Annotated in this window: 27 protein-coding genes; 11 read left to right on the top strand and 16 right to left on the bottom strand. The window is 35.6% G+C overall.

The genetic code is table 11. The features are described 5' to 3' along the window. Window positions 1-9: 9 nt before the first annotated feature. Window positions 10-342: a hydrolase gene (locus tag WCV66_RS10065; RefSeq protein WP_338788872.1), complete on the bottom strand. Its 333-nt coding sequence runs from the start codon at window positions 340-342 to the stop codon at window positions 10-12. 153 nt (window positions 343-495) lie between these two features. Between WCV66_RS10065 and WCV66_RS10060 the strand changes: the two genes are divergently transcribed. Further along, window positions 496-711: a hypothetical protein gene (locus WCV66_RS10060; protein WP_157094289.1), complete on the top strand. Its 216-nt coding sequence runs from the start codon at window positions 496-498 to the stop codon at window positions 709-711. Between the two features lie 80 nt (window positions 712-791). Here the strand turns inward: WCV66_RS10060 and WCV66_RS10055 are convergent, their stop codons facing one another. Then, on the bottom strand, window positions 792-1,232 hold the full coding sequence (locus WCV66_RS10055) for a Dps family protein (RefSeq protein WP_066326370.1): 441 nt from the start codon (window positions 1,230-1,232) through the stop codon (window positions 792-794). A 168-nt stretch (window positions 1,233-1,400) separates the two neighbouring features. Here WCV66_RS10055 and ytzI point away from each other — a divergent pair, with 168 nt between their 5' ends. Beyond that, window positions 1,401-1,562 carry a YtzI protein gene (ytzI, locus tag WCV66_RS10050; RefSeq protein WP_083964450.1) on the top strand — a complete coding sequence of 54 codons (162 nt, stop codon included), beginning with the start codon at window positions 1,401-1,403 and terminating at the stop codon, window positions 1,560-1,562. Window positions 1,563-1,621: 59 nt separating this feature from the next. Here ytzI and WCV66_RS10045 read toward each other — a convergent pair whose 3' ends face one another. Both WCV66_RS10045 and WCV66_RS10040 read right to left on the bottom strand, forming a co-directional pair. Further along, on the bottom strand, window positions 1,622-2,590 hold the full coding sequence (locus WCV66_RS10045) for a TIGR03943 family putative permease subunit (protein WP_338788871.1): 969 nt from the start codon (window positions 2,588-2,590) through the stop codon (window positions 1,622-1,624). A 15-nt stretch (window positions 2,591-2,605) separates the two neighbouring features. After that, the gene (locus tag WCV66_RS10040; protein WP_338788870.1) at window positions 2,606-3,604 is read right to left on the bottom strand and encodes a permease; all 999 of its coding nucleotides are present in this window, start codon (window positions 3,602-3,604) and stop codon (window positions 2,606-2,608) included. 478 nt (window positions 3,605-4,082) lie between these two features. Between WCV66_RS10040 and folE2 the strand changes: the two genes are divergently transcribed. Continuing rightward, entirely contained in the window at window positions 4,083-4,988 is a 906-nt protein-coding gene (folE2, locus tag WCV66_RS10035; RefSeq protein WP_413789640.1) for a GTP cyclohydrolase FolE2, read from the top strand. Window positions 4,989-5,028: 40 nt separating this feature from the next. On the opposite strand, the gene WCV66_RS10030 is transcribed toward folE2, so the two are convergent. After that, window positions 5,029-5,502 (bottom strand): S-ribosylhomocysteine lyase, encoded by a 474-nt coding sequence (locus WCV66_RS10030; RefSeq protein ID WP_066326366.1) that lies wholly within the window; start codon window positions 5,500-5,502, stop codon window positions 5,029-5,031. 208 nt (window positions 5,503-5,710) lie between these two features. Here WCV66_RS10030 and yidD point away from each other — a divergent pair, with 208 nt between their 5' ends. Continuing rightward, a complete protein-coding gene (gene yidD / locus WCV66_RS10025) occupies window positions 5,711-5,935 on the top strand; it encodes a membrane protein insertion efficiency factor YidD (RefSeq protein ID WP_066326365.1) in 225 nt (74 codons plus the stop codon). Window positions 5,936-6,086: 151 nt separating this feature from the next. Here yidD and WCV66_RS10020 read toward each other — a convergent pair whose 3' ends face one another. Beyond that, on the bottom strand, window positions 6,087-6,650 hold the full coding sequence (locus WCV66_RS10020) for a carbonic anhydrase (RefSeq protein WP_338788868.1): 564 nt from the start codon (window positions 6,648-6,650) through the stop codon (window positions 6,087-6,089). 282 nt (window positions 6,651-6,932) lie between these two features. On the opposite strand from WCV66_RS10020, the gene WCV66_RS10015 reads away from it, so the two are divergent. The 5 genes from WCV66_RS10015 to WCV66_RS09995 all read left to right on the top strand — a co-directional run bounded on the left by WCV66_RS10015 (window position 6,933) and on the right by WCV66_RS09995 (window position 11,090). Beyond that, complete coding sequence (locus WCV66_RS10015) at window positions 6,933-7,919, top strand: metal ABC transporter solute-binding protein, Zn/Mn family (protein WP_338788867.1); 987 nt, start codon at window positions 6,933-6,935, stop codon at window positions 7,917-7,919. Between the two features lie 144 nt (window positions 7,920-8,063). Then, window positions 8,064-9,419 (top strand): cytochrome ubiquinol oxidase subunit I, encoded by a 1,356-nt coding sequence (locus tag WCV66_RS10010; protein WP_338788865.1) that lies wholly within the window; start codon window positions 8,064-8,066, stop codon window positions 9,417-9,419. A gap of 24 nt (window positions 9,420-9,443) precedes the next feature. Then, entirely contained in the window at window positions 9,444-10,484 is a 1,041-nt protein-coding gene (locus WCV66_RS10005) for a cytochrome d ubiquinol oxidase subunit II (protein ID WP_066326361.1), read from the top strand. 120 nt (window positions 10,485-10,604) lie between these two features. Beyond that, a complete protein-coding gene (locus WCV66_RS10000; protein ID WP_066326360.1) occupies window positions 10,605-10,763 on the top strand; it encodes a DUF1540 domain-containing protein in 159 nt (52 codons plus the stop codon). A 138-nt stretch (window positions 10,764-10,901) separates the two neighbouring features. Continuing rightward, window positions 10,902-11,090 (top strand): hypothetical protein, encoded by a 189-nt coding sequence (locus WCV66_RS09995; protein ID WP_066326359.1) that lies wholly within the window; start codon window positions 10,902-10,904, stop codon window positions 11,088-11,090. Window positions 11,091-11,130: 40 nt separating this feature from the next. Here the strand turns inward: WCV66_RS09995 and WCV66_RS09990 are convergent, their stop codons facing one another. The 10 genes from WCV66_RS09990 to WCV66_RS09945 all read right to left on the bottom strand — a co-directional run bounded on the left by WCV66_RS09990 (window position 11,131) and on the right by WCV66_RS09945 (window position 23,061). After that, on the bottom strand, window positions 11,131-12,033 hold the full coding sequence (locus tag WCV66_RS09990; protein WP_338788863.1) for a metal ABC transporter permease: 903 nt from the start codon (window positions 12,031-12,033) through the stop codon (window positions 11,131-11,133). Next, complete coding sequence (locus tag WCV66_RS09985) at window positions 12,023-13,339, bottom strand: metal ABC transporter permease (protein ID WP_338788862.1); 1,317 nt, start codon at window positions 13,337-13,339, stop codon at window positions 12,023-12,025. Before WCV66_RS09985 ends, WCV66_RS09990 begins: the two co-directional genes overlap by 11 nt. Before the next feature lie 16 nt (window positions 13,340-13,355). Further along, window positions 13,356-14,105 carry a metal ABC transporter ATP-binding protein gene (locus WCV66_RS09980; protein ID WP_066326350.1) on the bottom strand — a complete coding sequence of 250 codons (750 nt, stop codon included), beginning with the start codon at window positions 14,103-14,105 and terminating at the stop codon, window positions 13,356-13,358. A gap of 37 nt (window positions 14,106-14,142) precedes the next feature. Beyond that, on the bottom strand, window positions 14,143-15,066 hold the full coding sequence (locus WCV66_RS09975) for a metal ABC transporter solute-binding protein, Zn/Mn family (RefSeq protein ID WP_338788860.1): 924 nt from the start codon (window positions 15,064-15,066) through the stop codon (window positions 14,143-14,145). A gap of 426 nt (window positions 15,067-15,492) precedes the next feature. Continuing rightward, window positions 15,493-16,611, bottom strand: a complete 1,119-nt coding sequence (gene menC, locus WCV66_RS09970) for an o-succinylbenzoate synthase (protein WP_338788859.1) — start codon at window positions 16,609-16,611, stop codon at window positions 15,493-15,495. Window positions 16,612-16,620: 9 nt separating this feature from the next. Beyond that, on the bottom strand, window positions 16,621-18,096 hold the full coding sequence (locus WCV66_RS09965) for an o-succinylbenzoate--CoA ligase (RefSeq protein WP_338788858.1): 1,476 nt from the start codon (window positions 18,094-18,096) through the stop codon (window positions 16,621-16,623). A gap of 169 nt (window positions 18,097-18,265) precedes the next feature. Further along, window positions 18,266-19,084 carry a 1,4-dihydroxy-2-naphthoyl-CoA synthase gene (menB, locus tag WCV66_RS09960; protein ID WP_066326327.1) on the bottom strand — a complete coding sequence of 273 codons (819 nt, stop codon included), beginning with the start codon at window positions 19,082-19,084 and terminating at the stop codon, window positions 18,266-18,268. An 11-nt stretch (window positions 19,085-19,095) separates the two neighbouring features. After that, entirely contained in the window at window positions 19,096-19,908 is an 813-nt protein-coding gene (menH, locus tag WCV66_RS09955) for a 2-succinyl-6-hydroxy-2,4-cyclohexadiene-1-carboxylate synthase (protein ID WP_338789431.1), read from the bottom strand. After that, window positions 19,908-21,656: a 2-succinyl-5-enolpyruvyl-6-hydroxy-3-cyclohexene-1-carboxylic-acid synthase gene (menD, locus tag WCV66_RS09950; RefSeq protein WP_338788857.1), complete on the bottom strand. Its 1,749-nt coding sequence runs from the start codon at window positions 21,654-21,656 to the stop codon at window positions 19,908-19,910. Before menD ends, menH begins: the two co-directional genes overlap by 1 nt. Beyond that, window positions 21,649-23,061, bottom strand: a complete 1,413-nt coding sequence (locus tag WCV66_RS09945) for an isochorismate synthase (RefSeq protein ID WP_338788855.1) — start codon at window positions 23,059-23,061, stop codon at window positions 21,649-21,651. The genes menD and WCV66_RS09945 overlap by 8 nt, the downstream gene beginning before the upstream one ends. Window positions 23,062-23,423: 362 nt before the next feature. On the opposite strand from WCV66_RS09945, the gene WCV66_RS09940 reads away from it, so the two are divergent. Both WCV66_RS09940 and WCV66_RS09935 read left to right on the top strand, forming a co-directional pair. After that, window positions 23,424-24,356, top strand: coding sequence for a 1,4-dihydroxy-2-naphthoate polyprenyltransferase (locus tag WCV66_RS09940; RefSeq protein ID WP_338788854.1), 933 nt, complete (start codon window positions 23,424-23,426; stop codon window positions 24,354-24,356). A 118-nt stretch (window positions 24,357-24,474) separates the two neighbouring features. Beyond that, window positions 24,475-25,230, top strand: a complete 756-nt coding sequence (locus WCV66_RS09935; protein WP_066326305.1) for a yteA family sporulation protein — start codon at window positions 24,475-24,477, stop codon at window positions 25,228-25,230. The last annotated feature ends 212 nt before the right edge of the window (window positions 25,231-25,442 follow it).

Below are 25,442 nucleotides of genomic sequence, written 5' to 3'. Positions count from 1 at the left end.
GTATAAGGTTTATTCTTGTTCTTCTATTCTTGAAATAAGTCCTTGTGTACGAATATGCTCTTTCGCTTCCTCATCTCCAAGCTCATAAATCATTTTGTAAATAAGCTTATTTGTATCATCTATCGCATCATTTTCACGATCATAATGATACTGAACATATGGTGTATGAGCACGAAAAAACCCTTTTATATCTGAGGAATAAACCTGATCGAAATATTGACGTAGTTTAATGACCTCATCGTCAGTTGCTTCAATTTTATAATCCCAAGGAGATACCGTGCTAAATTGAGAAATCTCTCCATTGGCAACTGTAATATAATATGGTTTCTTTGAATTTTCCATGATGACAACTCCTTATTTAATCCTTCGCTTATTTTTTGCTCTTAGTCATTTATTTATTCAAATTTAGTTAGCTGTGAATAGTTTAATGACTTCATGCAGAAAGTAAAAAGAACTTCTATAAGAAAGCATAAATAACGGAGGTTAATGAAAAAGATGAATCATGATTTTTTTAAACATCCAGATATAAGTAGATTTCGAGCAGATGATGAGGACGTAAATGCATATGTACAATCAATTATTAGAAATACAAATAAGCAGGAAATCCTCTCATGGATCAACCATTTATCAGATCATGATTTACATTCCTTAATCACTCCTTACATAACTGAAAAAATGACAGAGGAATTGGCTGAGGAAGAACTTTCATAAATTTTATCTATTAATAATTTGCAGATTTCTTTCTGTATCAATCAAAAAAGGTGAAATCACGAAGATTCCACCTTTTTTCATTATTTTCCTAGGAATGACTTCAGCATCCAATTATGTTTCTCTAAACTTTGATGGATGGCTAATAGCATATCTCCAGTTGTTTCATCGCCTACCTCAGCAGCAAGCTCCATACCTTCTTTTAATTCCTCGGCAAGCAGGGCGAAATCATCATGGACACTTTGCACCATTTGTTTTGCTGTTTCTTTTCCCTCTGCCTCTTTTATAGAGGAAAGTTCTAGACATTCTTTCATTGTTGCAACAGGAGCACCTTCTAGGGCTAATAATCTTTCAGCTAATTCATCAATATGAACGGCTGCTTCATTGTAAAACTCTTCAAACTTTTCATGAAGTGTAAAGAAATTCTCACCTTTTACAAACCAGTGGTAATTATGTAGTTTCACGTAAAGTACTGTCCAGTTTGCTACTTGTTTATTTACTGTACTTATCAATTTTTCTGACATTAAAACTCCTCCTTTTATCTTATACGTTCATTTCCCTATATAGCTTTCACCAAAACATTTTATTTTATCTGACTATCTTTTTCTTAAACGTTAATATTCTTCATGTTAAAATAAAAGTACACTAAAAACTGTTCGATTGTTCTTTTTAGAAGCACTGGAGGAGTATACATGAAAACAATCTTTATCATTTGTATTATTATTGTCATTGTTGTTCTTTTACTAAGTGTATTAACAACTAGTAAAGCTTATCAATATAAGCATACAGTTGATCCTATTAAAAAACCTGATGAACTACCAACAAACGAAAATGATACTGAAAAGAATACCTAATGAGATAAATAGAAAAAAGCACGTCTTCCGTGCTTTTTTCATTTAAACTATATTTCCTTTTAATAACTTTCATACACATAAGGCTCATCAGGCTGTTCAACTGTTTCAACTGTCGTTACCTTAACATAGGGTAGTGTCCAATCTTGATATTTGATTGTATCCAATGTCCCTTTTATTTTGATCCATTGATCATCACCATATTGTTTCGCTTCATGAAATGTTGCTAGTGTTCCATAAACTGATGCATCGGCTACACAACACGAAAGACCAAATCTTGCGATAACAAATTGATCTTCTTCGAAATTATCCTCTCGATAAACAAAGCCCATGATTTCTACTGTTTTACCAACAAATTTTTCTGGGTTTTCATCAAGAATTGACGTCATTGCAATATAATTTTCTTCAGTAAGTTTAATGGTATCCTTTTTTAGCATTTCACTTTCTAAATATTCATAATAATCCTCAGGTGGTGTTTGCAGCTCAAATCCTTCAGGGTGTTCAAGAGGTACATCTGGAAGATTTGAAGATTCTGCAACCTTGTCACCGACCCGCTCGTCCAATTCTTCCATATATGCTTCTGGATCATTTAAATAGGCTTCAGCTTTTTCAGTTGATCCACCCTTATTCTCTGCAGACTGCTCTTCGTCTGCAGTCATTGATTTAAACCCACGTTTTGCCGCAACTGAGCTATCTAATACAACCTCAGGGAACAAAAAACCAGTGATTATGGGTATAATAAATACTAAATATATGAAAAATGAGCGAAATGGAAATTGTGATGTTGAATGATTGCCCCCGCAATTACAAGCAAGTTCTGCTTCTTTTTTCGATCCACTTCTCCAGATTTGCATGACTCCTAGCAATAAGAAAACAACCATCGCAAAATAGATGAAAGGCAGCATTTTCGGAGCAATAAAGTTGGTCATGTTTCCTGTCAATATAAGTTTCAACATTAACATTGTAAAACCGACTAAAATAATCCCGCGTAAATAGAGATGAAAACGATTATGATCGTTATGCTTTTCCATGTCTTATCCCCCCTTCTACAGGAAAAACTGCTGGTAAACTAATATTGAAAGATAGACAACAACCGTCACGATTACGATAAATGCAGCGACAAACCTTGCTTTAAAAAACGCAAACAACATAATCGTATTCTTTAAATCAAGCATCGGCCCATATACTAAAAATGCTAAAAGTGATCCTGTTGTAAACGAACCACTGAAGGATGCTGCAACAAAAGCATCTGCTTCCGAGCATAAAGAGAGTATGTAACCAAATGCCATCATAATCGCAGGAGAAAGGATATCATTTGAGCCAATCTCTGTTAATAGGGTACGGTCAAGAAATGTTTGAAAAAGACTCGCAATAAAAGCACCTAAAATTAAAAACTTACCCATTTCAAAAAACTCATCACTGGCATGATATAACGTTGATTTTAACTTTCCAACACTCTCACTTCCATGAGAATGATTAACTATAATCTCTTGTTTTATCTTCAATTGGTCTTTATTTTTAAAGACAAGATAAATAATAAACCCGATCACAATGGAAAGAATGAATGCTAGTCCCATTCTCGCATATGCGATATGCTGTTCTGTCCCAAATGCATAAAAGGTAGAAGCAAACACGACAGGATTTAATATAGGAGCTCCAACCAAGAAAACAACGCCGAGATGTAGTGGCATCCCCTTTTTCATTAAGCGTCTCACAATTGGTACAATTGCACATTCACAAATCGGAAAAATAGCACCCAATAAAGCTGCAGGTAATAGAGCGACAATTGCATTCTTTGGTAACACACGTTTAATAAAATCTTCTGACACAAATGTTTGAATCAAGGCTGAAATAAATACACCTAATAAGATAAATGGAATTGCCTCTAATAATATGCTTAAGAACATTGTATTCACTGTCAATAATTCAGAAGGTACGTTGAAAGATATGTCATGGAAATCTACAAACAAAAATAAATAGAAAAACAATCCTATTAACCCTAAAGCAAAAACCTCTCGAAATAAAGGTAATACGGGTTTATTCATCTTTTAAACTCCTATCCTTTTATTCATTATGTACTATAGTATACTAGTTTATTTAAGAGATTATGACAGCTTTTAATATTTTCGTGCGATAAACTTCTTTCACCTATTGTTTTACACATTGTTTTGTAGGAAAAACTAGGTTTAACCACTCACTATGCCAAGATACTGGTATACTTTTGAGGTTTTTGCTTAATTGACATGAAAACGGATATACATGAATTAATATATTATTCTTCCTTGTAATTAAGATAGATTGGGAAATAGATTAATTAATAAATCTGTCTGTTTCTATTAAGAAAAATCGATTTGCCTCTTTCAAATTAATAGTTTATCAAAGAGGCAAGTCTTATTAAATTCAATGGATTGGTAAAATAATAAAAATTCTTACAAGCTTCGACAATTTACAAGATATAATCATTGATGTAACCTATCTTCATACAGTATACTCTCAATATCGAGTAAGTGAGAGGAGATCATGATGACAAGAAAGATAAACTTGCCACCGAAAAAGGAACGCCATAAGCTATTTGGCTCTGTTGAACCAGGTTTAAAACTTAAACCTACTGAAAAGGAACATATGCCAGATTTACAAAATGCTAAAATGGACTTCCTTTTTACTATAGACTCAGTAGGAATTAGCAATGTAAAACATCCAATTATGTTAAAATCAGACCTAAACCCAAAACAGCAAACGACGATTGCTAGTTTTAAAATGACGAGTAAAATCTCCCATGATTCAAAAGGAACGAATATGAGTCGATTTACGGAACAACTTGAAAAATATCGTCAAAATGGAGGGTTCACCCCTTCTATTAAAAGTTTGTTTGATTTCACAAAAGAACTTGCTGAACGTCTTAAACAAAAAGATGCAAGCATTGAAATTAAATTCCCATGGTTTTACGAAAGAAAAGGACCAAGCTCTGAATTAATTGGTTTAAATCATGCAGAGGCAACAATTACCGTTTCCTATGTTAAAGATGTTGGATTTACTAGTTCTGCGTCGTTAACGTGTGCTGTTACAACCCTTTGTCCATGTTCTAAAGAAATAAGTGAATATAGTGCACATAATCAACGTGGTTATGTAACCATGAATGTGGAGTTCACCGAAGATTACAATGAGGAAAAAGACTGGAAAGCAGTGTTATTAAACGCTGCAGAATCAAATGCAAGTGCGATGATTCATCCTGTACTAAAACGTCCTGATGAAAAGATGGTAACAGAGACAGCCTATGAAAACCCACGATTTGTTGAAGATATGGTAAGGCTAGTCGCTGCTGATTTATATGAATTGGATTTTGTCCAAGCATTTACAGTTGAATGCCGCAACGAAGAATCTATTCATTTACATGATGCCATCGCTAGTTTAAGTTATCGTAAAGATTAAAAAATCGATGTCCCCAAAAAAGGGACACCGATTTTTTTTATTATCCAAATACCTTTGCTAATTCTTCTTTATCTTGCTCAAGCCAAAAACGCATTAAACGTTTAGCTCCTTCTAAGTCATGAAGCTTTGCTTGGCCACATTGTGTTTCATTAGCAGCAGGAATCTCTGTTATTTCAACAGCTGATTTAAGCGTATCTTCTAATAAATCAATAATTTCAGTTACTTCTGGATTCCCACTTACAACTAAATAATAACCAGTTTGACAACCCATTGGAGAAATATCAATAATATCAAAATGATTATACTTTTCAGCATGCTCACGGATATTAAATGCTAATAAATGCTCAAGTGTATGAATCGTATCAGGTTTCATCGCTTGTTTATTTGGCTGGCAAAAACGAATATCGAACTTATTTACTTCTCCATCACTACCAACCTTATGAACACCACAATGACGAACATATGGTGCTTTTACTGCATTATGATCTAATTCAAAGCTTTCAACTGAAGGCATTCTCTTCACTCCTAAAGTAAAATTCTTTTATCATTGTAACATATTAATTTAAAATTCGTATTCATTTTAATCAAGGTAGTTTTTCTTAATCAAGGATACTACTAGGGTTAAATTCATTAAAGCTCAAGTTTTTAGATCAAAAACTTGGCATTCACACAAAAAAACGTATACTAAAAGAAAAGAAGGATTAGGAGACTATGAAGCTAAGATGAAGCATTTATTTATAGCAATAATACGTTTTTATCAGAAATTTATTTCACCAATTACACCTCCAACATGTCGTTTTTATCCAACCTGCTCACATTATGGGTTAGAAGCATATCGCCGTTTCGGTGTGATCAAAGGAAGTTATTTAACGGTAAAACGGATTTTAAAATGCCATCCTTTTCATCCTGGTGGTGTTGATCCTGTTCCGGAAAAAAGCGAGAAATAGAAAAAACATCTGTACTCCTTCCTTTATCTAGAAATATTATATACTGTTTGCCGTTTAAAAAATCAGAAAAAAAGCAGTGTGATTTCTATTATGAAATCCACTGCTTTATGATCGTTAACACTTATACTACCAAAGAAATATAGAAAACATTTTAGTCTTCATACCCATTAACAACCACATCTAATTTTCCTGTTGCAGGGTCAATAACTAAACCGTGAACTGGTATATTTTCTGCTAGAAGTGGATGATTTTTAATGCGCTCTACACTATCTCGAACACTATCCTCTACTTTATCAAAACCTTTTAGCCAGCGATCTAAATCAATTCCTGAATATTTCAGTGTCTCTATTGTTTCTTCTGAAATTCCTCTTTCAACTGCATGTCCTAGAAAAGAATCAGCATTTAATTTACTCATCCCACAATCATGGTGGCCAATAACACAAATTTCATCAGCATTTAATTCATATACAGCAACCAAAATACTTCTCATAATACTCCCAAATGGATGGGCAACAATCGCTCCAGCGCTTTTAACATGTTTCACATCACCATTTCTAATGTTCATTGCCTTTGGTAAAAGCTCAACTAATCTAGTATCCATACAGGATAGGATTACCAGTTTCTTCTCTGGAAATTTTGTTGTCTCAAACTGTTCAAATTCTTTGTTAGCCACAAACTTTTCATTGTGAACTAAAATTTCATCAACGATTCTCATAAATAGCCCTCCACTTTTTTTGATTTATCTAAATATATCATAATTCTTGTTTTTTCACTATTTATATACTATTATATAAATCGTAACAATTACTATTTATTAACTTACTAAATGCGCATTAAACCATAACAAAAAATGATGTAATCCAAATCAACATCTGGCTAATACTATGTATGTTTCTTGAACAACATATTAAAAAACATGTTCTCAAAACGGAATGATTAAGATATAATAAAAAAGGCTTAATCGTAATCATGCTGATTTATTGAAAGGAGCAAGAAAATGAAAAAACAATCATTACTTATAAGTATTATTTTATTAATAGCTGTATCACTAGTAGCCTGTAATGGTGGCGATGCTTCCACACCATCCACAAACGATGAATCAAATGATTCTAACAAGTTGAAAATCTACACAACAATCTATCCTTTAGAGGATTTCACAAAGAAAATTGGCGGAGATTTAGTAGAAGTGGAAGGCATTTTACCACCAGGAGCGGATGCCCATACATACGAACCTACGTCTAAATTAATGGTTGATATCGCTAAATCTGATGGCTTTATTTATTCAGGTGTTGGAATTGAGAGCTTTACAGAACAAATTGAAGAATCATTAGCACAAGAAAATGTTGCCTTTATAAATGCTGGAGAGGGAATTGATCTTTTAGCTCATACAGAAGAAGAAGCTACTCACGAACATGAAGAGGAAGAACATGCTCATGAAGAAGAACATGTTCATGGTGATAATGATCCTCACGTTTGGATTGATCCGATTCTATCTATTACATTAGCTGAAAATATTAAAAATGCACTCGTTGAATTACATCCTGAAGGTAAAGAAACATTTGAAGAAAATTTCCAACAATTAAAATCACAATTAGAAGACTTAGATAAGTCATTTACTGATGTAGTTAATCAATCAGATAAAAAGGAAATCCTCGTTTCACATGCTGCATATGGCTACTGGGAAAAGAGATATGGCATTAAACAAATTAGTGTACTAGGACTTTCTCCAACTGAGGAGCCTTCACAAAAAGAATTACAAAGTATTATTGAGACAGCGACAGAGCATGACATCAACTATGTTATCTTTGAATCAAATGTTAGCAGTAATGTTACAGATATTGTTCAAGCGCAAATCGGTGCCGAAGCGTTAACATTAAGCAACCTAGAGACAGTGACAGATGAAGATATTAAAAATAATGAAGATTATTTTAGTATCATGAAGAAAAACCTAGAAACATTGAAAAAGGCACTCTCAAGTAAATAATGAAAACTGGTGAGCGAAATTCGCTCACTTTTTTTATTACCCTCACATTCCTACCTTTCCCAAAATAGGAAGAAAGAATATTATATAGAAAATAGTGGACACTAAGTGTGTCAACATAGGTAAGGAATAGAAAGGCGGATCTTGATGGATGATTTAGTATTGGCACGTTCACTATTTGGGACCACTATGGGCTTTCACATCATTTTTGCCACATTAGGTGTTGGCCTACCGTTAATGATCTTGTGTGCAGAGCTTCTTTATCAAAAAACAAAAGATCATGACTATGCAATAATGGCGAAGCGATGGACTAAGGGTCAAGCGGTTTTACTCGGTGTAGCTATACCTACTGGAACAATTGCTGGTGTTCAACTTGCATTATTATGGCCTGGCTTTATGGAAGTTATCGGGAAAGTAATGGCTTTACCCTTTCAAATCGAAATCTATGCGTTTTTTATAGAAGCCTTGTTTATGTCGATTTATGTGTATGCTGCTGATCGAATTTCTCCAAAGATGAGGATTTTAAGTGTATCACTTGTGTTATTAGGTGCTAGTGCGTCAGCTGTATTAATTACGAATGTCCATGCCTTTGAAGGTACTCCCGCTGGTTTTCGGATTGAAAATGGTGAAATTATTGATGTTGATCCTTGGGCTGCATTCTTTAACCCCAGCTTCTTTATTTCTGCTGCACATGTTGCCGTCTCAGCATATATGACTGGTGCCTTTATCATCTGTACAATTTCAGCGTTTAAAATGCTAAAAAACAGAAAAAATCAACGAGTATTCAGCTTCCACCGTAAAGCTCTTATGCTAAGCCTTGCTATCGGAGGGATTTTTTCACTTTTAACTGCATTAAATGGACATGAATCTGCACAAATGCTACATGAATATCAGCCTGAGAAGCTTGCAGCTGCAGAAGGATTATTCGAAACACAAGATTATGCACCACTTGCAATCGGTGGCTTTACTGATAAAGAAACGCAGGAAATTAAATACGCAATTGAAATACCCTGGGCCCTTAGCTTTTTAGCAGGTAATAGCTTCGAAACAAAAGTAATCGGATTGAATGATTTCCCTGAAGAATATTGGCCTCCCTTATTTGTCCACACCCTTTTCAATGGAATGGTATTAATCGGAAGCTTTTTAATCTTTTTATCAATGGTTGGATTTTTTTGGAATAAACTTTTGAAAAAACCCCATTTTCCAAAGCCTATTATGTTTGCCTTTGTAATCGCAGGACCACTATCACTTCTTTCAATTGAGTTTGGCTGGATTTTTGCATGTACTGGGAGACAGCCATGGGTTATTTACCGAATTTTAAAAACAGCCGATGTTGTTACAGGATCTACCCAAATTGGCGTTTTATTTATTCTATTCACCTTGATTTATGTTATTTTAGGGGTCGCCGTTTTACTTGTCCTTAAATATTACTTTAAAAGACATCCTGTTGAAAACGAACTTGATGGTGATTTACCTCCTAATGGAAGTATGAGTATTTATTAATCTAAAGTGAAGGTGTGAATCAATATGACAACAGATTCATTACTGGCCATTACGGTATTATGGGGCTTTGTGTTTATTTATGCCGTAATGGCAACAATGGATTTTGGTGCGGGTTTCTGGTCAATGATTTATATTAATAAAGAAAAAACAAATGCAACAAATATCGCAAATCGTTATCTCTCACCTACTTGGGAGGTAACCAATGTTTTTATCGTAGCAATCGTCATTGCGCTCGTTAGTTTTTTCCCTGGAGCAACATTTATTCTTGGGACGGTCTTACTTTTGCCGGGAAGCTTCATTTTAATTTTACTTGCATTACGAAGCGGATTTTTAGTATTCTCCCATGTAGCAAAGGATTATGAAAAAGCTTTAACATATGTTTCTGGAATTTCAGGCTTTATTATACCCGCTTTATTGATGCTCGTTCTTCCAATTACTCACGGTGGTTATATTGAAGTTATCAACGATGTTCATCAATTAAAATTTGATGCCTTGTTAACTAGTCCGAATACATATGCCTTTATCGGATTTGCAGTAAGTAGCACCCTTTTCTTATCCTCTTTATTACTTGCAGATTATTCAAATGTTGCCGATGAATTAGAAGCATACCGAGTTTATCGACGTGATGCACTCATTCTAGGTCCAATTTCTTTGATCATGGCACTATTCATTATGCTAACATTAAAAAATGAAGCGAATTGGCTTTATACAAATATGTTAGAGTATATGCCTTATCTTATTGGTTCAGTTGTTTCATTTTTTATTGCAGGAGCAGCATTATTTTTACCATCTGCTAAACATAACCACCGTATTGGTCGACCAAGGTTAGCTGTTATTGCAGTGACAATCCAATACTTACTTGCAAGCTTTGCTTATGGCAGAGCACATTTACCCTACATGATTTATCCGGATGTAACAATTCAATCTGGATTTACTCATCCAAATACATTTAGAGCATTATTTATTACTTACATTGTCGGATTCCTCATTCTATTTCCAGGGTTTGTTTACTTTTGGAAGCTGTTTATGAAGGATAAACGTTATATGAAGCAAAATGAATCTTAAATTCAACGTCGCATATCGCGACGTTTTTCATCTTGCTTTCAACACATAAAAGGGTATGAAACACGTAGAAAATGGCAGACTAATGATGTAACTCATTTTTTTACTAAGGAGGTTTTAAATATGGCACAAGATGTATTATGCGAAGTAAATAACTGTAATTATTGGGGAAAAGGCAACAAGTGTAAAGCTGATGCAATCTATGTTGTTAGTCATACAGGGGAGCAAGCTAGCAGCAGCAAAGAAACTGATTGCAAAACGTTCGAACCAACTGATGCTTAAGCTCAACCTTGAACGAGTAGCTGCAACTACTCGTTCATCCCTTTTTATTATTGATAATGATTTTCATTTTTATTCAAAAAGTTACATATTTTTTCTTGTTTTTCACAAACTATCTATAGAAATCCTAAGGGGGTAATCATGTTGAAGGAAAGCTTACTTAATTCGTTTCGTAGCGATGTGAAAAATTCGAGTGCTGACTCATTTCCAATGTACGTCAATTCCTTTACAAACTTATGGGATTACGAATTTGGATCATTAGATGACCTTCCCCATGATGTGGATGGACTTGTGGCTGATAGTGCCATTGAGTATGGTTTGATGGAGTAACTTCAAATAGGCTGACATTTTTATTATGTCAGCCTTAAATTTAACTATTTAAGCCTTGGCCACTACTTATTTTAGAAAGCTTTTGCTGTGCTCGTTTTTTTGCAAGTAAACCATGCTTTGGTGAGAATAAAAATGTAAATCCAAACAATATTCCTGTAGATGTTGCCATTGCACCAGCTATTGAAACATTTAATAAAGTAGCCATGTAATAACCACTTATTGCAGAAACCACGCCGATCCCAGCACTTATAAATAACATATTAAGCAGCTTATCGGTTAACAAATATGCAGTTGATGCAGGAACAATTAACATAGCAACAACCAATATCGCGCCTACACTGTCAAATGAAGCAACTGTAGTAATTGATAGCATCCCCATTTGTAAATAATGAATGAATAAAACAGGGATTCCAATTGCCACAGCCATCTCCGGGTCAAAGGAGCTTATCTTAAATTCTTTATAAAAGAGAACAATGATTAGTAAATTCACTAGAAAAACAAAGGATAAAAGCCAAACTGCTTTTGGTCCTAACTCCATCCCATTCCACTCTAACGTATCCCAAGGAATAAACGTAATTTCTCCCATTAAAGCATGATCAACATCTAAATGGATGTTGCCTGCAAACACCGATAAGAGGATAACACCAACTGCAAAAAGTGACGTAAAAACAACACCTATTGCTGCATCTGCTTGAACTCCCTTACCACTTAGCACTTGCACAAGTAATGCTGTTAAAAGTCCAACTACAACTGCACCAATTAATAATGAAGGTCCCTCTAAACTACGAGTAATTAAAAAACCACCGACAATTCCTAACAATACTGTATGAGAAATCGCATCCGCTAACATTGCCATTTTACGTAACACTAAAAAACATCCAATCATCGCACAAGTAATGGCAACTAATGATCCTGTTACAATGATCCAAGCATCATATGTCATTAATCATCACCCTCCTATCCTCAGCACTAGATGATTTTGGCATTAATAATGGTATTCGATCGTGTATTGTTAATAAAGTTATGAGCTGATTCTTTGCTTCTATAGAAATAGAACTTAAATTTAAGTCATCCTTCGTTTTAAGCTTTAAGTAAGCAAACTCCATCTCATGCATTAAATACATTTCGAATAATCGTTGTTTCAAAACAAGCTCATAGCCAGCTTCAATCCCTTTATCTGTTAACAACCATTTCCCATCAAAAAATTTAGTAATATACTCTTTCTTTTGTAAGACATCACGCGCGTATAAATAAAGCCTATTTGACACTTTTCTCTTTTGAAGAAGCTGTTTATCCGTTATTCCTTGACAATTCCCACTTTCAGTAAGATCATAAAAGCTCAATAACAATTGTTCAACTGCTGTTTTCTTTCGTAAGGAAAGTTGTTTCAGTGCCTTTGCAAGTAATCCTCGTCTCGGAGCAAAAACGAGCGACAATAGGAACATTAAGGTTGCTGAAATGATAATAAGTGGGCCTGTTGCCATACCCTCTGTGACCGTACTAAGCAAAGTCCCTGTAACACCAGAAAGCCCTCCAATGAAACCTGAAATAATAATCATGTAGCTAAGCTTATTTGTCCAATACCTCGCACTAATTGCAGGTGTGATAAGCATAGCAGCCATTAAAACAACCCCAACAGTTTGTAGTCCTATGACGACTGAGCAAACAATTAGTAAAAGCAACAAACTATTAAAAAATTTTGCAGGAATTCCAATCCCTTTTGCAAACTGAGGATCAAAGGTTAATAATTTAAACTCTTTATAAAATACGGCAGTAATTATAATCAAAACAAAGGCAATGATCGAAATTAACCGAACATCAGCAGCTACCATGGAGGCTGCCTGCCCAAAAATAAAGTCATCCAATCCACTTTGATTTCCCGCTCCATTGTGCTGAATATATGTTAAAAGAACAATCCCAAAACCAAAGAAAACGGAAATAATGATTCCTAAAGCTGAATCCTCTTTTATTCGAGAGTGATTAATAATCAATTGTATGAAAAAGGATGAAACTAAACTCGCAATTGCAGCTCCAATTAAAAACCAAATTAATGATTTCGATCCATACAAAAGAAATGCTATACAAACCCCTGGTAATGCTGAATGTGCCATCGCATCACCGATTAAGCTTTGCTTTCTTAACAAGGTAAAGCTTCCAACTACACCACTTGCAATTCCAAGAAGCATTGTACCAATTAATACCCATTGTGTATTTGGATTTTGAAGTTGTAAAAGAATGGCTTCAAGCATATTTACTTCACCCCTATCATGTCTCCTCTATCAACACAGATTGATCTTGTAAAAACGTAAGTTTCCCGCCGTACGTTTTTTGTAAATTCTCGATCGTAAAAATCTCTTTCGTTGGTCCGAAGGCAATCTTTCTCATATTTAAAAGCAAAACCCAATCAAAATACTCCTTAACGGTTTGTAAATCATGATGAACGACTAGAACTGTCTTACCTTTTGCCTTCAGCTCGTTTAGCAAAGCAATAATCGCTTTCTCCGTCGCAGCATCAACCCCAACAAATGGTTCATCCATAAAATACACATCTGCATCTTGTGCAAGAGCTCTTGCTAAGAAAACACGCTGCTGTTGCCCACCTGATAACTCACTAATTTGGCGATTTCCATACTCCAGCATTCCTACCTTATCAAGACATTCCTTCGCAAACACTAGATCTTTTTTACGAGGTCGTTTAAACCAACCTATATGACCATATCTCCCCATTAACACAACATCTAAAGCATTTGTTGGGAAGTCCCAATCAACAGAACCACGTTGGGGAACATAGCCTACAAGTTTACGTTGCTTATTATATGTTTTTCCATATATCGAAACTTCACCTGAGGCAGTTGGGATTAATCCTAATACACCCTTGATTAAGGTTGATTTCCCTGCACCATTGGGTCCAATAATACCAATCAACTTACCCTCAGGAACTTCAAAACTTACCTCCTGCAAGACAGGCTTGTGGTGATAAGCGATCGTTAAATTCTCTACTTGAACAGGAATCATTCTAGAACACCACCCTTAATTTTTCTTTCTCATTTCCTTATTTTAAAGATGAAACAATTGTATCAACATTGTGCTTAAACATACCGATATATGTTCCCTCATCAGTTCCTTCGTCACCCATTGCATCTGAGAATAGCTCCCCACCGATGACAACTTGATGGTTTTGCTTCATAGCACCTTCGACAACTGCATTAATTGACCTTTCAGAAATACTACTCTCAATAAATACAGCCTTAATGTTGCGTTTTACTAATGTGTTAACTAGTTCTTGAACATCTTTTAATCCATATTCTGAATCTGTACTTAATCCCTGTAACCCCATAACTTCAAGTCCATATGCATGACCAAAATATTTAAAAGCATCATGAGCAGTGACAAGTACTCGACTTTCTTCTGGAATCATTTCAATTTGTTCTTTTGCATATTGATCCATTTCTTCTAGCTCTTTTTTGTAAGCTGATGCATTTTCTTTAAACAATTTTTCATTCTCTGGTGAAAGTTTTGTAAGCTCTTGTTCTATTGAATCAACGACATAGAGCCAAGCTTGAATATCGAACCATACATGTGGATCATGTGATGTTGAACCATCTGCACTTAACAACTTACTTTCTGGTATGGAATCTGCAACTGCCACAGTTGGTTTATCATCATCCATCTTTTCAAAAATTTCACCCATTTTACCTTCTAAATGAAGCCCACTATAAAAAATGATGTCTGCTTTATTTAACTTTTGAATGTCCCCCTGGGAAGCTTGATAAAGATGAGGATCAACACCAGGGCCCATTAAAGAAACAACCTCTACTTTATCAGCACCGATGCTCTTCACAGCATCAGCAACTTGACCTGTTGTAGTTGTCACTTGAACTTTGTCTTTAGTTTCACCATTTGTTTTGTCATTACCGCATGCTGCTAATAAGCAAATAGCTGCTAATGCTACTATACTTACAAACCACTTTTTCATCCTTTTCTCCTCCATTCTGTTTTGAAGATGTTTCCCTAAGGCAACTTTTATAGTAAAAAATTTTTTCAACTATTGTAATTGAAATAATTTATGTACCTATTTTAGTATATGTGCCATTATTTTAGTTTATTGCATATTTTGTTTATATAACTAAAAAAGTTTCCTTAGTACAAAATTAATGTATATATTCATCATTGTCAACATCTTTATATCGACAAAAAAAAAGATCCAGCCTAAACGGCTGGATTACATACTGAGCAGAAAGTGAAACTTGTTCTTCATATTGAAAGTTTTCCTTTCAGTAAAAGTATACTGTTATATATGACTTTTAACCACCTGAAGAAATTGCATTTTAATCTTTCGTTTGAACTAATATATAAATTTTCACAGTTGAAAATAGACTTTTAATTTAATCAATTTTTCAAACTAAATATAAGAATTTTTAATAACCGTTACTGAGTTCCGATATTTTTTCACGATATCCATTTGCATATGAAAGCCTATTCCTTCAGCCCTAGGTACTGTTATTTTCCCATTTACAGCTTTAATTTCTGGGTAAACGAGATCCTCCTCCCAGTACCTTGAAGATGAAGAGATATCCCCAGGGATTGAAAAGTTTGCAAGTGAGGCAAGTGCAATATTATGCGCACGAGATATGCTAGTTTCAAGCATACCGCCGCACCATACCGGAATATCGTTTGCTTTACAAAGATCATGTATTTTTTTTGATTCTGTCAAGCCACCGACACGCCCTGGCTTAATATTTATGACTCTACAGCTCCCAAGTTCGATTGCTTTTCGAGCATCCTCACTTGTCACAATGCTCTCATCCAAACATATACGGGTTGTTAGCTTTTGTTGGAGCTTCGCATGATCGATAATATCATCTGCAGCAAGTGGCTGTTCAATCATAAGTAACCCGAATTGATCTAGCTCTTTTAGTCTGTCGGTATCATTTAATGAATAGGAAGAATTCGCATCAGCCATTAAAGGCAACTTCGGAAATTTTTTCCTAATTCCCTCAATTAACTCAATATCCTGATCAGGAGAAATCTTCACTTTAAAACGCTTATACCCTTCCTCTACATACTGGCTAATTTGCTCAGTCATTTTAGAAATCGAGGATATGCCCACAACCACTCCACATTCAATTTCAGACTTTTCACCGCCCAATACAAAGGCTAAAGATACACCTTGTTTTTTCGCATATAAATCCCAGATCGCACCTTCAAGTGAAGCTTTTGCCATATAATTACGCTTTACATTGTGAAATATGTGATTAAGTTGATCTGGATGTGAAATGGGTTGATTCATTAGTAACGGTACTAATATATCTTTTAAAAGATGAAAAGCTGTAGAGATTGTTTCTTCCGTATACCAAGGAGTAGAGAATGCTACAACTTCTCCCCATCCACTTATCCCCTCAAGATCTGTCACTTCAACTAGAATACTCTCTCGATCGGTAACATGGCCAATGCTAGAGGTAAAAGGAGTTTTTAAAGTTTGAGTGATATGATGTAACGTGACTGTTTTAATTTTTATCATTTAATCGCTTCATCCCTTATTTAGCCAATCTTTTAATTCTCTACGGAGTAGTTTATTTGACGCATTCCTTGGAAGTTCTTCAATTACCTTAAAATCTTTTGGTACTTTATAAGCTGCTAAACGCTCTTTGCAGTATTCTACAAGCTCAATTTTAGATAGCTCTTCATGTAAAACAACAAATGCATATGGGGTCTGTCCCCATTTTTCATCTTCAACACCGACTATCCCTGCATCCCTAATCTTAGGATGTGAAAGCAAGGTTGCTTCAATTTCTGCAGGATAGACATTTTCTCCACCAGAGATGATTAAATCTGAACGACGGTCAAGTACAAATAAAAAGCCATCATCATCTTTGTATCCTTGATCTCCAGTATGTAGCCAGCCATCCTGAATAGCTTCTTCAGTTGCTTTTGTTCTCTTCCAATAGCCTTTTGTTATGTTGGGACCTTTAACTAGGATTTCTCCCTCTTCATTTGCTAGGCATTCTTTTCCGTCCTTCACAATTTTTATCTGACACGAAAATAACGGCTTACCAGCCGATCCCAACTTTTTCATACTATGCTCAGGAGTCAAAGTGACCACTTGTGAAGAGGTTTCTGTCATTCCATATGTTTGATAAACCGGAATTTTCCGGGTTTGGCATTCCTCAAGTAAGCTTTTTGGGACCGGACCACCACCTGCAAGCATACAACGAAATGAATCAGGATATTGCTGTTTGTCTAGTTTTTCAAGCATCTGTTGGAGCATCGTAGTAACAACTGAAACAATTGTAACTTTATCCTGAAAAATGGCATCATTCATTTTATTAGCGTCAAAACGTTCAAGTAAGATAATCCCCATTCCATAAATCACACTACGCATTAAAATTGATAAGCCACTAATATGAAAAAGTGGAACTGCCAACAGCCAGCGATCATTAGACTGCAATCCTAAATTTAAAGCAGAACCGATTGCACTTGACCAGTGATTTCCGAATGTTTGCATGACGCCTTTCGGATTTCCTGTAGTTCCAGAAGTATACATAATTGTGGCAACTTGGTCAGGAGTATACTCTCCATCAACATTTATGAAACTTTGAACTTCATCATTTACTTGATGAATCTGTTCGCTTACAATGATATTTTTCTTGTCCTTAAGACCATTTATTTTACCCAGATATTCCTGGTTACTAATGATATGAACTGCCTCTACATCGAGAACCTGCCATTCTAATTCATGATCTGAAAGACGAGTGTTTAACATAACAGCCACTGCACCTATAGACATTACCGCATAGATTGTTTCAACCATTTCAATACTATTTTTCATTAAGATTGCAGTATGATGACCTGACTCAACACCAGATAATGATAATAGATGTGCACGTTGTTTTACCCTAGTATGAAGTTGCTGAAAAGAAAGCATTTCTTTGTCTGTTTTTATTGCGAGTCGATCAGGTGTCAGCTCTGCACGTTGTTTTAACCAATTAGGCATGAATAGATTCATTTTCCCACCACCAAATATAAGTAATGCGTAAAGTCACTGTTTAATCATTGATAAAAAAGAAGGTTTCTTCATAATAATTTTAAGACTTAAAGGTCTAGACGTCTTGCCTTAATAAAAACAGCTTGATGAGCTAATAATCATCAAGCTGTCAAACACATTATTTAGCTTATTAAGGGAAACGCGGGAATTGCTTAAAGTCTGGTGTACGCTTTTCTTTAAATGCGTCACGACCTTCTTTTGCCTCATCTGTCGTATAGTAGAGTAATGTCGCATCACCAGCAAATTGTTGAATTCCAGCAAGTCCATCAGTATCAGCGTTGAATGCTGCTTTTAAGAAACGGATCGCTGTTGGACTCTTCTCTAAAATTTCTTCACACCATTGCACTGTTTCCGCTTCTAATTGATCAAGAGGAACTACAGTGTTAACTAATCCCATATCCAACGCTTCTTGTGCATTGTATTGTCTGCATAGGAACCAAATTTCTCGAGCTTTCTTGTGACCAACGATTCTTGCAAGATAGCCTGAACCATAACCCGCATCAAAGCTTCCTACTTTCGGACCTGTTTGTCCAAATACTGCATTGTCTGCTGCAATTGTTAAGTCACAAACAATATGTAATACATGGCCTCCACCGATCGCATATCCCGCTACCATTGCAATAACAGGCTTTGGAATTACTCGGATTAAGCGTTGTAAATCGAGAACATTTAGACGTGGAATTTGATCATCTCCAACATATCCACCATGTCCTCTAACTTTCTGGTCTCCACCTGAACAAAATGCTTTTCCACCTTCACCCGTTAAGATAATCACTCCAACGTTTTCATCATCACGGGCATATGCAAATGCATCAATTAATTCCATAACTGTTTTTGGCGTAAAAGCATTATGTACGTGTGGACGATTAATTGAGATTTTTGCAATACCATTATATGTTTGATAGATAATCTCTTCATACTTACGTTCGCTAACCCATTCAATTGCCATTTTTAATCCTCCTAGTTAACAGACAGATCTGTATTTAAAAACTCATTTACTATTTTACCAAAAATTCGCGGTTGTTCCACATGTATTGCATGACCAGCGTCGTTTATTTGTTTTACGACTGAAATAGAAAGATGCTCGTCCATATTTTTAGCTATATCACAAAACTTCTTATCTAATTCCCCACACAAGAGGAGAACTGGAATCTTTATATTCGGAAGCTCTTCCCACAAAGAAACTTGAGCACCTGTTCCCATTCCAATTAAGCTATTTGCCAAGCCAAGATTTGAGTTTTGTAATCTTTGCTGCCTAATCGAATTCCTTTGCTGTATCGGTAACCGTTTCTGCGTAGCAAATAGCGGAATGTTTTCCCATCTTTCAACAAACTTGACAATCCCATCTCTAACAATTTCACCTGCTAACTTTTCATCTTCATGTTTACGCTTTTCTCGCTCTTCCACAAATTTTAAACCAGGTGAACTACTCTCTAAAATTAATTTATTTACTCTGTTAGGAAAAGTTGCTGCAAAAGCTAAAGCCAACCTTCCACCCATTGAATAACCGAGAAAATTTGCTTTCTCGATCTTTATTTCGTCTAAAATACTTGCAAGGTCCTTTACAACTTCCTCCATTCTATATCTAGAGGGAGCTTCAGGACTTTCTGTATTCCCATGGCCAATAATGTCGATCAATATGAAGGTGCAATTCCTTAAATCATTCATAACTGACTTCCAGTTATGAGAAGATCCTGTAAAACCATGAAGTAAGACAAGTGGTTCCCCTTCAGAATAAACATCTACATGATAATGTATGCCTCTAATTTTCATCATTTCAACACTTTTCTTATTTCCTGGGAAACATGATCTAACAATTCCCGATGAACTTTGACACGAGTTTTTCGATCAGTTGGGATTTCAATGACCTTTAGACCCTTCCTGGACTTGGTTGAATGAAGAGATGTATGTAATTCTTTCCAGCTTTCGACTTTTTGATATGAACCATTATACATGTCAACAACTTTTGAAAAGTCTAAACCAATTGCTGTTCCATACAATGTTTCAAAATGCTTTTCTTCATTAGACTGTGGTAAAAAGGAGAAAATCCCGCCACCATCATTATTAACTAAAAGAATCGTTAGATCGAGATTGTTCATTTTCGCAGCTAAAAGCCCGTTTAAATCATGATAAAAAGATAAATCACCAATTAATAAAAACGTTGGTTGTTCAGCATTTACACTAGCTCCGAGTGCTGTCGACACGATCCCATCAATGCCACTCGCTCCCCGATTTGCCATGATTTTAATTTCCTTGTTAGTATGTCCAAAAAATGTATCAACATCGCGAATTGGCATGCTATTTCCTACAAAAAGTGTGCAGCGATCTGGTAAAAACTGCTGTAGCTCTCGAACAATTTTCCCTTCAAACATCTCAGTCATTTGTTCTAATGATTGGTTTATCATTTCCCAGTATAACTTATCACATTGGATCCAGGATTGATAAAACTGAGTAGCCTGTTTTTTATTTACTTTCCTGATCATACTTTGACAAAAAGCAGTTTCATCACATGTTACCAAGTGTGAAGCGTTAAGCGTTGGATCTCGGTAGGTACCACCCTGGTCAACAACTATTTGTATAATATCAGGATTATTTTTCAGCATTAGCATGAGTGGTTTTGACACAGGCATTGCACCAAAGCGTATGACAACTTCAGGCTTTAGCTCTTCTACTAATTCTTTGTCCTTCAAGATTGAGTCATAGCTATCCACAATCCCCTGCTTATTATGCACACCAGCTCTCAATTGTGATAAAGGATCCGCTAAAACAGGAAACTTCAAATACTCTGATAGGCTTTGAACATTCTCAACAAACCCCTGATCATAATGTTCACCACAAATTATTAAGCCATTGGTTTTATCTTCAAAAAGATTCGCGATTTTATCCATTTCATCCTCTGGTAAAAATGAATTTGTCGGTGATATATGTAAATATGTACTTTTTGTATCTAGTTTACTCCACAAGTTAGGTATGTTGATATTAGGAATTAATGGCTCACGAAATGGAAAGTTTAAATGAACGACTCCAGCAGGACTTGTTTTTGATGTTCCAACTGCTCTCGCTGCCACTGTTCTTACATACCGGAGCATATTAGGTTGTTCTTCTGGTAATGCAAGGTCAACAAACCATTTCGGATAGTTACCATACATATGTATTTGGTCGATTGCTTGAGGTGCACCAACATCTCTTAATTCATGAGGTCTGTCTGCAGTTAATATTAGTAATGGAACCCTAGCATAATGTGCTTCTACAATTGCTGGATAGTAATTGGCAGCAGCAGTACCAGATGTACAAAGCAAGGCAACAGGCTTTTTTTGCGACTTGGCGATCCCAAGTGCAAAAAAGCCTGCTGATCTCTCATCAATATTAATGTAACACGTAAGCTTAGGATGCTCTGCCATTAAGATAGCTAAGGGTGTAGAGCGTGACCCCGGACTAATAACAACCTTATCAACACCAGAGCTTACTAATTCATCAACAAAGCTTGCTACATACTGTGTAAATGAATCAAGTTCATTCATTTTCTACCCCTCCTAACGCTGACAACATTGGCTTTAATTTCATTTTTGTTTCGAAGTATTCCGATTCTGGATCAGATTCCTCTACAATACCACACCCTGCAAACAAGGCTGCTCGGTTGCCTTCTATCAATCCCGAACGTATTGCAACAACAAATTCACCATTGTCTTCATGATCAATCCATCCAACTGGTGCAGCATACCATCCTCTATGCATCGGTTCTAGCTCTCGGATTTTTTCGATCGCTTTTTCCTTTGGAAATCCTCCTAATGCTGGAGTGGGATGCAATCTTTCAACCATCGAAAGCAAAGTATGACCATTCTTTGCAAAGCCTTTAACAGGTGTATATAAATGTTGGATATTATTTGTTTTTAATAAAGCAGGAGCTTCAGGAGCACTTACTTCAAAGCAACAATGTTCAAACGCATCTTTAATCATTTTCACAACAATATCGTGTTCGATTAAATTCTTATCATCATGTAATAGCTCATTGCCAAGCAATTTATCTTCACTTTTTGTTTTCCCTCTTTTAATTGATCCAGCAAGACATGTCGAAAGAACCTGATTTTCTTCCTTTTTAATTAACCTCTCAGGTGTAGCACCTACAAAATGCTGAAGACCATTCTCGAATTCAAAAATGAAGCTTGTAGGTTGTTCTTTTTGTAGACGACCTACTACTTGATATGGATCGATCTTTTCCGTAAATTCTAAATGAACTTCTCTTGCTAACACTACCTTGTCTATTTCACTGGCTCGAATATCTGCCGTTGCTCGTTGAACTGCTTCTACCCATTCAGTTGTTTTTAATTCGATCGAGGCGAATTCGTTACCTTTTTCACAATCTATTTGATAAGGAAACAAGGTAAATTCCTGTTCACCAACCTGCTCGAAATGTTTGATACAAGTGTCCAAGTTATCCATTGGTGTAATTAATTTATTTATTGTGATATATGTTTTGTCTTTAAAAACAGTTAACATATTCGTTGGCAATACAAATTTCGCTTCAGCAAATGCATCCCAAAGCACATCCTTTTCTTTCATTGGATCAAAAGAAAAACCACCAAATAAAAGAGGGCCTGTCCCAACTTGTTTCTTATGGTCTGCAATTACCTTCTTATTAAAACGCTTCCATTCTTTTTCAATTTTCTGAAACCGTTCAGGTGTGCGATTTTCATTTTCAAGTACAAGCTCGTTTCCTAAACCTACCATTGTAAAATCTGCAGTTGGCGTAGACCAAAAGAAACGTTCTCCTAAATATATTTCTTCACCTGAGGCAAAAAAATGGAGGGGGTCAATTGCATCCACTTCTTTAATACGGCTAACGATCACCGATTGATTCGTTTGCTTTGCCTCTTCCAATGCATGTTGTATATATTCTTTTATTGTATGATCCAAAGTTGTTATCAAGCTTATCCCCCCGACACCAAAAATGCTTATATTAAGATACACCTACAGAATAGGTGTGTCAATAGAATGGATTCGTCTTATAAAATATCGTAATATATCCTTATTATATATCTTGTCGTTCAGGATTAAAATGAAAACGTATTGAAATGAACAATCATTTTATAGGTATTACTGGTAATAATAAGCTAGGATTGTTGTAACGAAAAGGATTGACACCCCTATGTTATTTTTCTAAACTATTGTTTGGGAGTCGTTACTTTTAATTTAAGACAAACTTAGAACATGCGAAGTCTCCTAGCACTAAAATGAACTATTAGTGTAAAAACTTATACTTTTTTATTTTTCAAAAAAGGAGTAATCATATGCAACCTCAGACAACGCCGCAAGTTCCTTCTATAAATCAGGACAAAGGCTTTAGAATATGGTGGAAGCTTCTTCGCCCACATACATTATCTGCTGCATTTATCCCGGTTACAATTGGAACCGTGTTAGCCTTGAACGATGGATCAATAAAGCTCTCAATATTCATTGCAATGTTAATAGCTTCAATTCTAATTCAAGCTGCAACAAATATGTTTAATGAATACTTTGACTATAAACGTGGTTTAGATAATGAATCATCTGTTGGAATTGGTGGTGCCATCGTTCGAAATGGGATCAAGGCGCAAACAGTTCTAAATTTAGCTATTATTTTCCTTTCGATCGCAACAGTTATTGGCATTTATATTTGCATAATGTCTACATGGTGGATTGCTTTAATAGGTATCATATGTATGGCAGCAGGATACTTTTATACAGGAGGACCTATTCCTATTGCCTACACACCTTTTGGCGAACTTGTAGCTGGTTTCTTTATGGGTACTGTTATCATATTAATTGCCTATTTTATTCAAACAGAAACCTTATCATTTACTATCTTTTTATTTTCTGTTCCAATTGCGATTTTAGTCGGTGCAATTTTAACTGCTAACAATATTCGCGATTTAGATGGTGATAAAGAAAATGGACGAAAAACACTAGCTATATTATTAGGAAGAAAAAACTCAATTTGCTTTCTTGCACTCTTGTTTATTGCTTCCTATATCATCACCTTAATCCTAGTCTTTAGCGGTGTGGCTACTTCTTGGTCATTAATTGTATTTTTAAGCATTCCAAAAGCTATATCAGCTGTGAAGCAATTTATTGGGAAAGTTCGTCCAATAGAAATGATGCCCGCAATGAAGGCTACAGCACAAACAAATGTACAATTTGGATTTTTGTTAGCACTTGGCTTATTTATAGGTCATTATATGTAATGCATGAAAAACACGGATAAAAGCCGTGTTTTTTTGTGTAATTATTTACAATCATGATTTCATGTTAACTGCTCATAATAGGTAGTAGAAATATATTTAAGGAAGGAGCGTGGATGGCATGCTAAGTTCACAACAAGTAGAGACCTTCCGTTCACAGCTATTAAAAATGAAGGATGAGATTGAACAACGCTTTGAAATGAATGGACATTATGGTTTAGAAGAAGGACATGCTCATGAATCAGTTGGTGAGCTCTCAAGCTATGACAACCACCCAGCAGATGAAGCAACCGAATTATATGAGCGTGAAAAAGATATTGCACTAAATGAACATACTGAAGAGGAATTAACTGATATAGACCGTGCTCTCCAAGCTGTTGATAACGGAACTTATGGCAAATGTGAAGTATGCGGAATGGAAATCCCGTTAGATCGACTTGATGCAATACCAACAGCTACAACGTGTAAGGAGCATGCACCAGAACAGGTTGTCTCTCATAATCGACCGATTGAAGAAGGTGTCCTTATGCCTCCATTCGGAAAATTTAACTATGATGACCAAGATGAAAATGTCGCTTTTGATGCCGAAGATGCCTATCAAATCGTCAATAGCTTTGGTTCATCTGAAACGCCATCCGATTTAACATATCCAAAAGATCACTACAACGATATGTATATGGAATCAGAAGAACCCGATGGCTATGTTGAGGACTACGAGAATTTTGTAGGTACTGATATTGAGGGAAAAGAAATCACTGTCTACCCTTCTAATCAGCATGAGCAGTATGAAGATATGCTTGATGAAGAAGGATTGATGACCATTTTTGGTGATTTACCTGGTTATGAAAAAGATCCCTATACGGAAGAAGAAGTGTGATTATAGGCTCCTCAATCTGAGGGGTCTTTTTAATTTGCAGGATGGGTGACCAAATACAAATAATGTGACTTTTCTACTTTTACGGAATATCCTCGAATTTGACGGGACTTAAGCTAAATTTAGCGAGATAAATCCGATCTTAGACGAGAAGATCACTGAATTTAACGAGACACTGACTAGATCTGCGTTACTTCTCTGTTTTACAAACCTTT

The organism is Metabacillus rhizosphaerae (genome assembly GCF_037201795.1).
Classification (GTDB): Bacteria; Bacillota; Bacilli; order Bacillales; family Bacillaceae; genus Metabacillus; species Metabacillus rhizosphaerae.
This window is presented reverse-complemented; position numbering and strand designations above follow the sequence as displayed.

Coding starts and splice junctions, on each gene's coding strand:
- WCV66_RS10065 (WP_338788872.1), bottom strand. CDS start 342: ATGGAAAATTCAAAGAAACCATATTATATTACAGTTGCCAATGGAGAG.
- WCV66_RS10060 (WP_157094289.1), top strand. CDS start 496: ATGAATCATGATTTTTTTAAACATCCAGATATAAGTAGATTTCGAGCA.
- WCV66_RS10055 (WP_066326370.1), bottom strand. CDS start 1,232: ATGTCAGAAAAATTGATAAGTACAGTAAATAAACAAGTAGCAAACTGG.
- ytzI (WP_083964450.1), top strand. CDS start 1,401: ATGAAAACAATCTTTATCATTTGTATTATTATTGTCATTGTTGTTCTT.
- WCV66_RS10045 (WP_338788871.1), bottom strand. CDS start 2,590: ATGGAAAAGCATAACGATCATAATCGTTTTCATCTCTATTTACGCGGG.
- WCV66_RS10040 (WP_338788870.1), bottom strand. CDS start 3,604: ATGAATAAACCCGTATTACCTTTATTTCGAGAGGTTTTTGCTTTAGGG.
- folE2 (WP_413789640.1), top strand. CDS start 4,083: ATGACAAGAAAGATAAACTTGCCACCGAAAAAGGAACGCCATAAGCTA.
- WCV66_RS10030 (WP_066326366.1), bottom strand. CDS start 5,502: ATGCCTTCAGTTGAAAGCTTTGAATTAGATCATAATGCAGTAAAAGCA.
- yidD (WP_066326365.1), top strand. CDS start 5,711: ATGAAGCATTTATTTATAGCAATAATACGTTTTTATCAGAAATTTATT.
- WCV66_RS10020 (WP_338788868.1), bottom strand. CDS start 6,650: ATGAGAATCGTTGATGAAATTTTAGTTCACAATGAAAAGTTTGTGGCT.
- WCV66_RS10015 (WP_338788867.1), top strand. CDS start 6,933: ATGAAAAAACAATCATTACTTATAAGTATTATTTTATTAATAGCTGTA.
- WCV66_RS10010 (WP_338788865.1), top strand. CDS start 8,064: ATGGATGATTTAGTATTGGCACGTTCACTATTTGGGACCACTATGGGC.
- WCV66_RS10005 (WP_066326361.1), top strand. CDS start 9,444: ATGACAACAGATTCATTACTGGCCATTACGGTATTATGGGGCTTTGTG.
- WCV66_RS10000 (WP_066326360.1), top strand. CDS start 10,605: ATGGCACAAGATGTATTATGCGAAGTAAATAACTGTAATTATTGGGGA.
- WCV66_RS09995 (WP_066326359.1), top strand. CDS start 10,902: ATGTTGAAGGAAAGCTTACTTAATTCGTTTCGTAGCGATGTGAAAAAT.
- WCV66_RS09990 (WP_338788863.1), bottom strand. CDS start 12,033: ATGACATATGATGCTTGGATCATTGTAACAGGATCATTAGTTGCCATT.
- WCV66_RS09985 (WP_338788862.1), bottom strand. CDS start 13,339: ATGCTTGAAGCCATTCTTTTACAACTTCAAAATCCAAATACACAATGG.
- WCV66_RS09980 (WP_066326350.1), bottom strand. CDS start 14,105: ATGATTCCTGTTCAAGTAGAGAATTTAACGATCGCTTATCACCACAAG.
- WCV66_RS09975 (WP_338788860.1), bottom strand. CDS start 15,066: ATGAAAAAGTGGTTTGTAAGTATAGTAGCATTAGCAGCTATTTGCTTA.
- menC (WP_338788859.1), bottom strand. CDS start 16,611: ATGATAAAAATTAAAACAGTCACGTTACATCATATCACTCAAACTTTA.
- WCV66_RS09965 (WP_338788858.1), bottom strand. CDS start 18,096: ATGAATCTATTCATGCCTAATTGGTTAAAACAACGTGCAGAGCTGACA.
- menB (WP_066326327.1), bottom strand. CDS start 19,084: ATGGCAATTGAATGGGTTAGCGAACGTAAGTATGAAGAGATTATCTAT.
- menH (WP_338789431.1), bottom strand. CDS start 19,908: ATGAAAATTAGAGGCATACATTATCATGTAGATGTTTATTCTGAAGGG.
- menD (WP_338788857.1), bottom strand. CDS start 21,656: ATGAATGAACTTGATTCATTTACACAGTATGTAGCAAGCTTTGTTGAT.
- WCV66_RS09940 (WP_338788854.1), top strand. CDS start 23,424: ATGCAACCTCAGACAACGCCGCAAGTTCCTTCTATAAATCAGGACAAA.
- WCV66_RS09935 (WP_066326305.1), top strand. CDS start 24,475: ATGCTAAGTTCACAACAAGTAGAGACCTTCCGTTCACAGCTATTAAAA.